11 protein-coding genes are annotated in these 11,567 nt (G+C 58.6%); all 11 read left to right on the top strand.

The features are described from left to right. The first annotated feature begins 3 nt into the window (after positions 1–3). Positions 4–408, top strand: a complete 405-nt coding sequence (flgC, locus tag RSF91_RS08515) for a flagellar basal body rod protein FlgC (RefSeq protein ID WP_169107812.1) — start codon at positions 4–6, stop codon at positions 406–408. A gap of 16 nt (positions 409–424) precedes the next feature. After that, positions 425–1,087, top strand: a complete 663-nt coding sequence (locus RSF91_RS08520; RefSeq protein ID WP_332568013.1) for a flagellar hook assembly protein FlgD — start codon at positions 425–427, stop codon at positions 1,085–1,087. A gap of 14 nt (positions 1,088–1,101) precedes the next feature. After that, positions 1,102–2,355: a flagellar hook protein FlgE gene (flgE, locus tag RSF91_RS08525; RefSeq protein WP_332568014.1), complete on the top strand. Its 1,254-nt coding sequence runs from the start codon at positions 1,102–1,104 to the stop codon at positions 2,353–2,355. A 49-nt stretch (positions 2,356–2,404) separates the two neighbouring features. Continuing rightward, positions 2,405–3,145, top strand: coding sequence for a flagellar basal body rod protein FlgF (locus RSF91_RS08530; protein ID WP_332568015.1), 741 nt, complete (start codon positions 2,405–2,407; stop codon positions 3,143–3,145). A 16-nt stretch (positions 3,146–3,161) separates the two neighbouring features. After that, positions 3,162–3,944 (top strand): flagellar basal-body rod protein FlgG, encoded by a 783-nt coding sequence (flgG, locus tag RSF91_RS08535; protein WP_332568016.1) that lies wholly within the window; start codon positions 3,162–3,164, stop codon positions 3,942–3,944. Between the two features lie 170 nt (positions 3,945–4,114). Continuing rightward, on the top strand, positions 4,115–4,831 hold the full coding sequence (locus tag RSF91_RS08540; protein WP_332568017.1) for a flagellar basal body L-ring protein FlgH: 717 nt from the start codon (positions 4,115–4,117) through the stop codon (positions 4,829–4,831). 20 nt (positions 4,832–4,851) lie between these two features. Continuing rightward, a complete protein-coding gene (locus RSF91_RS08545) occupies positions 4,852–6,000 on the top strand; it encodes a flagellar basal body P-ring protein FlgI (protein WP_332568018.1) in 1,149 nt (382 codons plus the stop codon). After that, complete coding sequence (gene flgJ, locus RSF91_RS08550; RefSeq protein ID WP_332568019.1) at positions 5,997–7,055, top strand: flagellar assembly peptidoglycan hydrolase FlgJ; 1,059 nt, start codon at positions 5,997–5,999, stop codon at positions 7,053–7,055. Before RSF91_RS08545 ends, flgJ begins: the two co-directional genes overlap by 4 nt. Then, on the top strand, positions 7,052–8,998 hold the full coding sequence (gene flgK, locus RSF91_RS08555; RefSeq protein WP_332568020.1) for a flagellar hook-associated protein FlgK: 1,947 nt from the start codon (positions 7,052–7,054) through the stop codon (positions 8,996–8,998). The genes flgJ and flgK overlap by 4 nt, the downstream gene beginning before the upstream one ends. Before the next feature lie 23 nt (positions 8,999–9,021). Then, positions 9,022–10,224: a flagellar hook-associated protein FlgL gene (gene flgL, locus RSF91_RS08560; protein ID WP_332568021.1), complete on the top strand. Its 1,203-nt coding sequence runs from the start codon at positions 9,022–9,024 to the stop codon at positions 10,222–10,224. Between the two features lie 55 nt (positions 10,225–10,279). After that, complete coding sequence (locus tag RSF91_RS08565; RefSeq protein ID WP_332568022.1) at positions 10,280–11,563, top strand: HDOD domain-containing protein; 1,284 nt, start codon at positions 10,280–10,282, stop codon at positions 11,561–11,563. The last annotated feature ends 4 nt before the right edge of the window (positions 11,564–11,567 follow it).

Genomic DNA, 11,567 nt, shown 5'->3' on the forward strand with positions numbered 1-11,567 from the left:
ACCATGTCGATGTTCTCCATCTTCAATATCTCGGGCAGTGCGGTCAGTGCCCAGTCGCAGCGACTGAACGTCGTTGCCTCGAATCTGGCCAACGTCGATGCTGTGGCCGGCCCCGACGGCAGCGTCTACAAGGCACGCCAAGTGGTGTTTCAGACCGTGCCTATGGGTGGTGATGGCAGCGCTGGCGTCAAAGTTAACGCCATCAGCGAAGACAGCACGCCTGGCCGCCGCATTCATGACCCAAGTCATCCGCTGGCCGACGGTGAGGGTTATGTCACCCATTCCAACGTGAGTGCTGTGGACGAGATGGTCAACATGATCTCGGCTTCGCGCTCCTACCAGAACAACGTGGAAGTCATGAACACGGCCAAGTCGCTGCTGCTCAAGACTTTGCAAATGGGCCAGTAAGCCCGGGAACACACACATGATCTACGGCACAAGCGGCGTGGACGCCACCACGGCCCCCACCACAGGCAACACCAAGAGCTCGGTTACCGACCCCAACGAGGCGCAGGACCGATTTCTCAAGCTGCTGGTGGCGCAGCTCAACAATCAGGACCCCATGAATCCCATGGACAACGCGCAGATGACCTCGCAGATGGCGCAGATCAACACCGTGACCGGGATTCAGCAACTGAACCAGACCATGCAGTCCATGTCCGGTCAGTTCACGGCCATGCAGGCGCTGCAAGGCACCTCGATGATTGGCCGCACCGTGCTGACCGAGGGCAATACCTTGGGTACAGCCGCTGATGGCACACATACCGCGGCCTTTGATCTGGAAGGCCCTGCGGCCAGCGCCAAGGTGCAGATCACCACTGCCACGGGCGAGCTGGTGGACACGATTGACCTGGGTGCGGGTGCTGCAGGTCGCAATTACTTCACCTGGGACGGCAAAGACAAGTACAGCGGCGACGCATCGCAGCTGCGCTACAACGTCGTCGCCACCAATGGCACCACACCTGTGGCGTCCACCACCTTGGCGCCGCATGCCGTGATTGCGACCAGCGCATCCAACGGCTCTTTGTCGCTGGAGCTGGACAACGGCGACAGCGTGGCTTATTCCGGCGTCAAGGCCGTTTACTGATAGAGGAGAACACCATGGGTTTTCAACAAGGCCTCTCGGGCTTGAATGCAGCGAGCAAGAATCTGGACGTTATTGGTCACAACATTGCCAACTCCAACACCACGGGCTTCAAGTCCTCGCGTGCTGATTTTGCTGAAATGGTGGCCAGCGCCATCGGCTCGGCCAGCGGCCAGAGCAGCGGTATTGGCGTGAATGTGGCGGCTGTGTCCCAGCAGTTCCGTCAGGGCTCCATCACTTCGACCGGGAACAGCCTCGATATCGCCATCAACGGCAATGGTTTCTTTGTGGTCAAGCAGGCGGATGGCAGCACGGCATACACCCGCGCGGGCAACTTCGGTCTCGACAAAGAGGGCAACCTCAAGACTGTCGATAACGACAACGTCATGGGCTATATGGTCGATCCGGCGACGGGCAAGATCCAGTCGGGCGCCACACCTGTGCCTCTGAGCTTTCCTACAGGTCAGCCCATTCCTGCCAAGCAGACATCCAAGGTGAATGTAGAGCTGAATCTGGACTCACGCGCCACGCTGGCAGCTGGTGATGCGACCGCGACGCCGCCTATTGCAGCCACACCGCGTGCCACTTACGGCACCTCGCTCAATGTGTATGACACACAGGGAACGGCTATCCCGGTGAATCTGTACTTTGAAAAAGATGCCACGGGCAATACCTGGAACATCTACAACTCACTGGATGCGACTGCCTCTCCCATCGGTCAGGCGACGTTCGATGCCAGCGGAAAGCTCACAGGCGTAACGCCTGGAACCGGTACTTCGCTGAATCTGAGTATTAACGGTGGCACGGCCAATCCCAACGGCCTGCCAGCCTTTAATGTGGAAATGGACTTTGGCGGCCTGACCCAGTTCGGCACCAAGTTTGCCGTCAGCAGCCTCAAGCAGGATGGCTATACCTCTGGCGCGCTGACGGGTATCAATGTGGGGCGCGATGGCTCCATCGTTGCAGCCTATTCCAACGGCGTGACGCGCACCGAAGGGCAAATTGCACTGGCGGCCTTCACCAACACACAAGGCCTTGGCTCGATTGGCAATAACAAATGGGTGCAGACCGCTGATTCTGGCCCTGCACTCAATGGCTCGGCCCAGACCGGCACCTTTGGCTCGCTGCAGGCTGGCGCGCTGGAAGAGTCCAACGTCGATCTGACCGCAGAGCTGGTCAACATGATGACGGCACAGCGCTCCTATCAGGCCAACGCGCAGACGATCAAGACGCAAGACCAAGTGTTCTCCACCCTGGTGAATCTGCGCTAAGCCAAGCGCTGGCGTGAACTAAGTACCGAGCAGAACAAGGAGATCAGGCATGGATCGCATCATTTACACCTCGATGACCGGCGCCAACGCGGCGGCGCAGCGTCAGGCTGTGCTGGCGCACAACCTGGCCAATGCGGGCACCAATGGTTTTCGTGCCGAGATGTCTACCTTCCGCTCGGTCCCTGTTCAAGGCAGTGGTGCGGGTACACGCGTGTTTGCGCTGGAAGCGACTTCTGGCTATCAAGACACGCCCGGCCCTGCCCAGCGCACCGGCCGCGCACTGGATGCCATGGCCATGGGCCGTGCCTGGTTTGCGGTGCAGGGTATGGATGGGCAGGAGGCCTATACCCGCAATGGCATCTTTGAGGTTTCGCCTGAAGGACAGCTGGTCAACAGCAATGGTCAGGCTGTGTTGTCCGACGGTGGTGCGCCTATTGATATCCCGCCAGAGTCCACGATAGCAATGGCGTCTGATGGCACTTTGTCTGCGAAGAGTGGAAATTTCCCGCCAGTAGCGATAGGTCGTATCAAACTAGTAACACCGCCTGAAGATGAACCGTTAGTGCGTGGTGATGACGGCTTCTTTCGTGCGGCTCAGGGAGATGCTCTGCCTAATGACGAAACTGCACGTTTACTGGCGGGCTCGGTCGAGGGATCCAATGTGAATTCGGTTGCGACCATGGTCGGCATGATCGCTGCCTCGCGCCAGTTTGAGCAGCAGATGAAACTGTTGCAAACCGCAGAAACTAACGATAAATCCGCCAGCCAACTGCTGAGCTTGAACGGCTAATTAAAGGGCTATCGCCATGATGAATTCACTTTGGATTGCACAGACCGGCATGACTGCTCAGCAGACTCAGCTAGACGTCGTTTCGCACAATCTTGCTAATCTTTCAACGACTGGATTCAAGCGTAACAGGGCTGAATTCCAGGATTTGATTTATCAAAATTTGAGGCAGGTTGGTGGCCAAAGCTCAGAGTCAACGCAATTGCCAACAGGAATGCATCTCGGCTTGGGTGTGAATGCTGGCGCTATTTCGCGAGAGTTTCGTCAAGGAACTTTGCAAAGCACAACAAATACGTTTGACCTTGCGATTGATGGCGATGGATTTTTCCAAATTCAAATGCCAGATGGAAATACTGCATACACAAGAGATGGATCGTTCTCTATTGATGGAACTGGACAGCTTATTTCATCAACCGGGTACCCGCTTGTGGGCGGGATTACCAAGGCACCAGGTGCAGTTTCTGCCACAGTGGGACGAGAAGGAGTAGTCATTTTCTTAGACAAAGCGAACACTCCTGTTGGGAATGGAAAATTGGATCTCGCAGCTTTCATCAATCCAGCAGGCCTGCAGCCTGTTGGAAATAATTTGTTCCGCGAATCGCCCGCTTCTGGTGCTCCTCAAACTGGAGATGTATCAACTGGCGGTGCATTTGGCGAAATCAAACAAGGGTTTCTGGAGAACTCCAACGTGAATGTCGTGTCGGAACTGGTCAATATGATCCAGACCCAGCGCGCGTACGAGATGAATTCCAAGGCCATTCAGACTTCCGACCAGATGCTGGCCAAGCTGGCACAGCTCTGATTGATCACTATGCATTAAGGAGCTGCTTGCGCTTGATTGATGGTGTTTTCATATGCAATTGCCATTGAATTCGTTATTGAAAAAGCGCTGCAAGCTCTGTATTCAATAGCGTGCTGTGCGCACGCCAAGGGCACAAGGGCCAAGCACCTGACTGCCAAGGACTTGCTGCCATGTTAAAAGCCACTGTTTTTAATTTCTCTACCGCAAGCGCCATCGCAATGGCGTTGCTGGCTTCTGGCTGTGCGCTTTCGCCCAACGCGCCCCCGTCGGTGGATATGTCTGTGGCCACCACGCCGCCCGTGCTGCAGCCGCGTGAGCAGGTGGCGCAGGCTGCTGCTACAGGCAGCTTGTTCAATTCCTCACGCTATCGCCCCATGTTTGAAGACCAGCGTGCGCGCATGGTGGGCGATTCGGTCACGGTGAATATTGTTGAGCGTGTTTCCGCGAGCCAAAGTACGGACTCCAAGGTGGGGCGCTCTAATGAACTGAAGACGGGCATCAGTGCTCTTCCGCTGTTAAGCGGTGGAGTTGAGAGGGAGATTGCAAAGGCTTTGGAAGTGGGGGCGACGAGTAAAAATGACTTCAAGGGCTCAGGCGGTACCAGCAGCAACAACACCTTCACAGGCTCCATCGCTACCACTGTGATCGATGTGCTGCCCAACGGTCATCTGGTGATTGCCGGCGAGAAGCAGATCGGCGTGAACCATAACGTTGATGTGCTGCGTTTCACGGGCACGGTGGACCCGCGTTCGCTGCGTCCGGGCAGCACCGTGGCATCGACCCAGGTAGCCAATCTGCGGGTCGAGTCGCGCAGTCGTGGTCAGGCAGGTGAAGCCCAGTCAATTGGCTGGTTGTCACGGTTCTTTTTGAACGTTATGCCGTTCTGATTCTTCCGAGAATGGGCAGTATGAAAGTACTGTCCACGCTCCTGTCACTGCGCTCGGCACGCATTACCCTGATGGTGGTTGCCGTCCTTGGCGCTTGCGGGCTCACCCTGCCTGCACATGCCACACGCATCAAAGAGGTTGCAGCCATCCAGGGGGTGCGCAGCAACCAGTTGACGGGCTATGGCTTGGTCGTTGGCCTTGATGGCACGGGCGACCAGACCACGCAAATGCCCTATACCAAGCAGGCGCTGGCTAACTATCTCGAACAAATGGGCATCTCGCTGCCTGCTTCCGGCAACGCGGCCCAGCTGCAGCTGAAGAACGTTGCTGCGGTCATCATCACCGGCGAGCTGCCTGCCTTTGCCCAGCCGGGCCAGTCCATTGACATCAATGTTTCATCCATGGGCAATGCCAAGTCGCTCAAGGGCGGCACCTTGGTTGCCACGCCACTGCGGGGTGCGGATGGTGAGATTTACGCGCTGGCACAGGGCAATGTGGTGGTCGGCGGCGCAGGCGCTGCAGCCGGAGGCTCCAAGGTTCAGGTCAATCACCTGAGTGCGGGCCGCGTGCCGAAGGGCGCGCAGGTTGAGCGTTCGGTACCCAGCCCCATCAATGAAGGCAACAGCATCACGCTGGGGCTCAATCAAACGGATTTCCAGACGGCTGACAAGGTGGTTCGCGCCATTAATCAGCGCATGGGATCGGGCACGGCTACGGCGCTGGATGGACGCACGGTGCAGGTCAATGCACCGGCAGACCCCGGCTCGCGCGTGCGCATGATTGCCGAAATTCAGGAAATGCCCATCGAGGTATCGAAGCCCGCAGCCAAGGTCGTCATCAATGCGCGCACCGGCTCCATCGTGCTCAATCAGGCAGTGACGCTGGGCCCCTGCGCCATCGCACACGGAAATCTGTCCATCACCATCAGCACCACGCCGGTTATCAGCCAGCCTGCACCGTTCTCGCAAGGGCAGACCGTGGTGGCGCAGAAGTCTGATATTCAGGTCAAGCAAGAGCCGGGCAAGGTTATCAACATGACTAACTCGCCCCAGTTGACGGATGTGGTGCGGGCGCTGAATTCTCTGGGCGCTACGCCCCAGGATTTGCTGGCAATCTTGCAGGCCATCAAGGCCGCAGGTGCCATGGATGCTGAGCTGGAGGTGATATGAGCACGTCTTTATCTCAAGCCTCATCTTTGGCGGCGAATAATGCGCTCGCCGTTGATGCACGATCGCTCAATGCTCTGAAAACTGCAGCAGGCGAGAACAACCCGCAGGCGGTGCGCGAGACGGCCAAGCAGCTTGAATCGCTGTTCATGCGCGAGATGATCAAGAGCATGCGCGAGGCGACCATGAAGTCCGGCCTGCTCGACAGCGCGCAGGGCAATCTCAGCACGGACCTGCTCGATCAGCAGCTCTCCGTGGCCATGGCCGGTCAGCCCGGTGGGCTGACGGACGCGATCAGCAAACAGCTGGCGCGCACCATGGGTGTAGAGGCGGCGGATGATGCGGAAATCGCGGTCCCCTCTACCCTGAGCATGAGTCGCAGTGCCTGGCGCAATGTGGGTAACAACGGGGCGTTGAGTGGTAGCCGCACGCAGGCCGCGCAGTCTGTGAATGCTTATGCACCAGCGCCCAAGGGACGTGATAACTTTGTGACGGCGCATAACAGCGCCGCGCAGCGCATTGCCAGTGAAAGCGGCATTCCTGCCCATTACATGATTGGTCAGGCCGGACATGAAACCGGCTGGGGCAAGAGCGAAATCCGCAACAAGGACGGCAGCAACTCCTTCAACCTGTTCGGCATCAAGGCCGGGGGTAGCTGGAAGGGCAAGGTGGCCGAAGTCACCACCACGGAATACATCAACGGCGCACCCAAAAAAATCACGGCAAAGTTTCGCGCCTATGACTCGTTTGAAGAGTCGTTCCGCGACTATGCACGCCTGATCGGCAGCAGCCCGCGCTATGAAAAAGCCATGGCCCAGACGGGCTCTGCACAGGCCTACGCCAGCGAGCTGCAAAAAGCCGGCTACGCCACCGACCCGGCTTACGCACAAAAGCTCGGCCGCGCCATTCAGAGCGTGCAGCAGGTCAATGTCGCTGCAGCTAATAGCAACGTGAACAGCGCTGCCCAGGTCGCCAGCCGCGCTACTGATGGTATCAGCGCCGGTATTGGCGGCAATCGCGCAGCCCAGATCAACAAGATCACAGAGAACCAGTCATGAGTCTTTTGAATGTGGGCGCACGCGCCCTGATGGCCAACCAGCTCGCCCTGCAGACGGCAGGGCACAACATTGCTAACGTCAATACCGCAGGCTACTCGCGCCAGACGGTGGCGTTTCAGACATCGGTCGGGCAAAACATGGGCAATGGCTATATCGGCAATGGTGCCGATGTAGCCACCGTCATGCGCAACTTCAGTGAGCTGCTGAATCGTCAGGCCACGGCAGCCAAGGCGGCTGGCGCTGCCGATGCGGCTCGCTCGCAGTCGCTTAACCAGTTGCAGGAAGTGTTCTCGGGCGGCAGCAATGGTCTGGGCGCAGCGATAAACGACATGATGAATGCGTTCTCCGATGTGAGTAGCGCACCCACCGATTCATCGGCCCGTCAGGTCGTGCTGACACGCATGAACGAGCTGGCCGCACGTTTTCGTTCTGCATCGGCCCAGCTCGATGAGATGGACTACAGCACGCGCCAGCAGATGAGCAATGACGTGAATGTGGTCAACAGCCTGTCCGAGCAGGTGGCGGCACTTAACGGGCAGATCAGTCGTTCCATGGCTACGGGCCACACGCCCAACGATTTACTGGATCAGCGTGACCAGTTGGTGCGCGATATCAACAAATATGTGCAGACCTCGCAGGTCGATGCGGGTGATGGCTCTATCAGCCTGTTTGTGGGCGGTAGCCAGCCGCTGGTGCTGGGGCTGGATGCCGCCAAGCTCAGCATGCAGGAGTCGACCCAGTACCCTGGCAGCGGCAAGATGAGCCTGTACTTTCAGCAGCAGGGCGGCCAGCCAGTAGAGCTGACGCCCGCCATGGCTGGCGGTGGTGAGATTGCGGGTCTGCTGCAGTTCCAGAACAACGACCTGGCCGAGGGCCGCAACCTGCTGGGCCGCATGGCGATTGCCATTGGCGATACGCTCAATACGCAAAATCAGCTGGGTTTGACCTTGTCTGGAAAGGTGGGCGGGGCGCTGTTCAATATTCCCATGACGACGACGGGTGCCACCACGGGCGCTCAGTGGGCACAACCCAATACGCCCACGGTCACGGTCAAGGACGCTAGCCAGCTCAAGGCGTCTGATTACAAGATCGTGTTTGGTGCCGATGCACCCAAAGGGCAGGTTGTACGCCTGTCGGATGGCAAGGCCACCCCGTTCAATAACCTGGCAGACCTGCGCGACAACGTGACTGTTGATGGCTTGCAGTTTGATCTCAAAAATGAAGGTCAGGCTGGCCAGTCTGTGCTGTTCAGCCCCATGGCAACGGCTGCACATGATATTCAGTCGCTGGTGCACTCCGGCAATGATCTGGCCGCGGCCAACCCCGTGTCGGCCAAGATCAATTCGCTGGGGGATGCCGCTTTGCGCATGTCCAGCCTGACGGTGGAAAAAGGCTTTTCAGGCGCTCTGCCGGCAGGCACGACCCTGTCTTTCTCTGCTGGTGCCAATGGCTCGGTGACTTACACCATCAGTCCAGCGCCGACAGGTGTTGCAGCCACTGGCACTTATGTGTCGGGTCAGGCGATTGCGCTGGCACCGGGTCTCAAGGTCACGCTTAGCGGAACACCGGCTATCGACGGCTCCAGCAGCGACAGCGTGAGTTTTGCGCCCAATACCTTCTACAGCTCGGACACCGGCAACGCCAGCTCCTTCCTGTCCTTGCGCGATGCCGTGATTTTTGATGGCGCCACTACGCTCAGCGATGGCTTTTCGACCACCATGGCGCAGATTGGTACGCGCACACAAAGCGCGGCTTATGCCGCCAAGTTGTCGGAAACCATTGCCAAGAATTTGGAAGGTGACCGAACAGCGGTATCGGGCGTCAATCTCGATGAAGAGGCCGCCAAGCTGCTGCAGTTTCAGCAGGCCTATCAGGCCTCGGCCAAGATGCTGCAGGTAGCTCAAGGAATTTTTGACAGCGTGATTCAGGCCGTTGGCCGTTAACCCATGACCGCCGGAGAACAGGCATGAGCATTAACCGCATTGGCACGGCCAATATGTATGACAGCACCATCACCAACCTGGGCTCGCGTCAGAGCAGTCTGGTTGAGCAGATGGAAAAGATCACCGCTGGCAAGCGCGTGCTGCGCGCCAGCGATGACCCTGTTGCAGCAGCGCAGGCTGAGCGTGCGCGCACCCGCATCACCCGCTCTGAAAACGAGCAGCGCGTTCTGGGTTTCCAGCGTGACGTGATTACTCAGGGCGAATCTGAGCTGGGCAAGGCCCATGAAGCTTTGCAGGATTTTCGTGAACTGCTGATTCAGGCCGGTAACGGCTCTTACGATCAAGTGGCCCGTGATGCGCTGGTGCAGAAGATGGAAAGCCTGCGCGAGCAGATTCTGGGCTACGCCAACGCCAAGGACACTAACGGTTTGCCCATCTTCCGTGGGCTGGGCAGCTCCGATACGCCTTTGCAAAGCGTTCCACCGGGCGCACAAAGCTCGCTCAACCCCGGACAGAACACCGGCAGTGACAATGGCCTGCCTGTCTCGCTGGACGGCCATGCTGCATGGCTCAACGTGCCTACGGGTAACGGTGTTTTTGAAGTTGGTAGCGGCGCATCTAACTCTGGCAAGGCCTGGGCGGATGTGGGGTCGATCTCGGACCCAAGCAAGGTGACTGGCGACAGCTATACGCTGGTGTTTAGCAAGGATCCCGCGACTGGGGCTGTCAGTTATGTGATCAATTCCAGCGCTGGTACGTCGACGCCTTCGGCCGCTTATAAGGATGGTGAGGCGATCGCCATCAATGGTCAGCAAATCGTCCTGAAGGGCGAGCCCGCCAATGGCGACAGCTTCACCATGGCACCCAGCAAGCGCACCGATATCTTCACGGTGCTTGATCAGGCTATCAGCACAGTCAAGAGAGGCACCAACGGATCGACAGCGCTGCATCAGGGGTTGGGCCGGGCCATGAGCGAGCTGGACTCCGGCATGAACCGCGTGCATGCTGTTCGCAGCTATGCGGGCGACCAGCTCAATCGTGCGGATCGACTTGAGTCGGACATGAAAGATCAGGCGCTGACGCAAGAAGGAGCTCGCTCACGTGCAGAAGATATCGATATGATCACTGCGCTGTCGGATGTGGAGACGCAAAAGGTGGGTTTGCAAGCCGCCTTGCAGTCTTATGCGCAGATGCAGAAGCTCTCTCTTTTCAACTACATCAGCTGATCGCGGCGGGCCTGGCCCGTCTTGATGGCTTGCATGTCACCAGCCCACGCGTTTCATGGTCCAGTCTGCTCTCAGTTCTTTGACTCTTGGCTACCGGCCGCTCTGGGGCCGTGCGCGGCGCCTGGCGGGGATTCAGCTTTATGTGCATGAAGACCCCGGCACCAGCGCCGATATGGCGCACTTTCTGCGCAGCGTGGATGAAATCTGGAGCCGGCAAGCGCCGCCGCTGCTGATCTCTCCTCAGTCCCGCCAGGTGTTGTGTAATCTGCTCGAGCATGCGCCGCAGGGTAGTCCGTGGATTGAGGTTCGCGGCGACTGGCTGGCGCAAGATGAAGGCATTTACGCGCTGGTGCAAAAAGCCAAGGCACGTGGGTTGATGCTGGTCTGGGCTGGCGGTCTGGCCGATGTACCCGATGCCGATGCCGCCCGCTGCTTTGCCAGCAGTTTGCTGAGCCTGCCGCCTGAAGGCGCCAGCGGCATTGCCAATAGCGTGAGAGGGGCTTCGGCCCAGGCATCGCTGCCCGTCAAAACCGCAGACAAGCCGCAAGTGGCCCAATTTTTTGCGAGCCCACCGCTGAATCTGCTCAATGGGCAGATGTATGAGGGGCTGCAGAGTCTGGCGCTGGCGCAAGCCTGCCTTGATGACTATGAAGCCGCTGCCGTGGCCGGCTGGCCTGTGGCTGACACCATGCAGGCCTATCGCCTGCAGCAGCCCCAGCCATCGCGCGATGCGCTGTTCAGGCTGATGAAGGCTATCGACAAAGAACAGTCGCTGGATGTGATGGAAGAAATTCTGGGCTCAGACCCGGTGCTGGCCTATCGCTTCTTGCTCTATACCAACTCGGCCGCTCTGGGCCTGCGCCGAGGCGTGGATTCGCTGCGTCGCGGGCTGGTCATGCTGGGGCTGGGCACGCTGGAGCGCTGGCTGGCAGACCAGTTGCCCCATGCCTGTGTGGAGCAAGACCTGGTGCCGCTGCGCACCCAGGTGGTGCTGCGCGCCAAGCTGGCCGAGGAGCTGATTGAAGCCGGGGTGAGTCTGGACCTGCAGCGTGAGATGTATCTGTGCAGCCTGTTCTCGCAGCTAGATTTGATGCTGCACGAGCCGGTTGCCAACATCCTGCGCCGCACGCCGCTGAACGAGCGCATTTTTGATGCCATCGTCACGCGCTCCGGCCCTTATGCGGCCGTGCTGCAGATGAGTCAGGCGCTGGAGGGGCGCGACCCGGCTCCCATTCGTCAGCTGCGCGAGCAAGAAGGCTGGGAGGCTGAAGACCTCAATCGCATGCTGCTTCGCATGCTCAGCGCGCTGAAGCTGGGTATGCCACAAGTTCAGTCTTAAGCAG

The organism is Comamonas sp. (assembly GCF_036643215.1).
Classification (GTDB): Bacteria; Pseudomonadota; Gammaproteobacteria; order Burkholderiales; family Burkholderiaceae_C; genus Comamonas.

What these genes read in the sequence shown, in the direction of transcription:
- flgC (WP_169107812.1), top strand. Translation starts at nt 4, where the DNA reads ATGTCGATGTTCTCCATCTTCAATATCTCGGGCAGTGCGGTCAGTGCC.
- RSF91_RS08520 (WP_332568013.1), top strand. Translation starts at nt 425, where the DNA reads ATGATCTACGGCACAAGCGGCGTGGACGCCACCACGGCCCCCACCACA.
- flgE (WP_332568014.1), top strand. Translation starts at nt 1,102, where the DNA reads ATGGGTTTTCAACAAGGCCTCTCGGGCTTGAATGCAGCGAGCAAGAAT.
- RSF91_RS08530 (WP_332568015.1), top strand. Translation starts at nt 2,405, where the DNA reads ATGGATCGCATCATTTACACCTCGATGACCGGCGCCAACGCGGCGGCG.
- flgG (WP_332568016.1), top strand. Translation starts at nt 3,162, where the DNA reads ATGATGAATTCACTTTGGATTGCACAGACCGGCATGACTGCTCAGCAG.
- RSF91_RS08540 (WP_332568017.1), top strand. Translation starts at nt 4,115, where the DNA reads ATGTTAAAAGCCACTGTTTTTAATTTCTCTACCGCAAGCGCCATCGCA.
- RSF91_RS08545 (WP_332568018.1), top strand. Translation starts at nt 4,852, where the DNA reads ATGAAAGTACTGTCCACGCTCCTGTCACTGCGCTCGGCACGCATTACC.
- flgJ (WP_332568019.1), top strand. Translation starts at nt 5,997, where the DNA reads ATGAGCACGTCTTTATCTCAAGCCTCATCTTTGGCGGCGAATAATGCG.
- flgK (WP_332568020.1), top strand. Translation starts at nt 7,052, where the DNA reads ATGAGTCTTTTGAATGTGGGCGCACGCGCCCTGATGGCCAACCAGCTC.
- flgL (WP_332568021.1), top strand. Translation starts at nt 9,022, where the DNA reads ATGAGCATTAACCGCATTGGCACGGCCAATATGTATGACAGCACCATC.
- RSF91_RS08565 (WP_332568022.1), top strand. Translation starts at nt 10,280, where the DNA reads ATGGTCCAGTCTGCTCTCAGTTCTTTGACTCTTGGCTACCGGCCGCTC.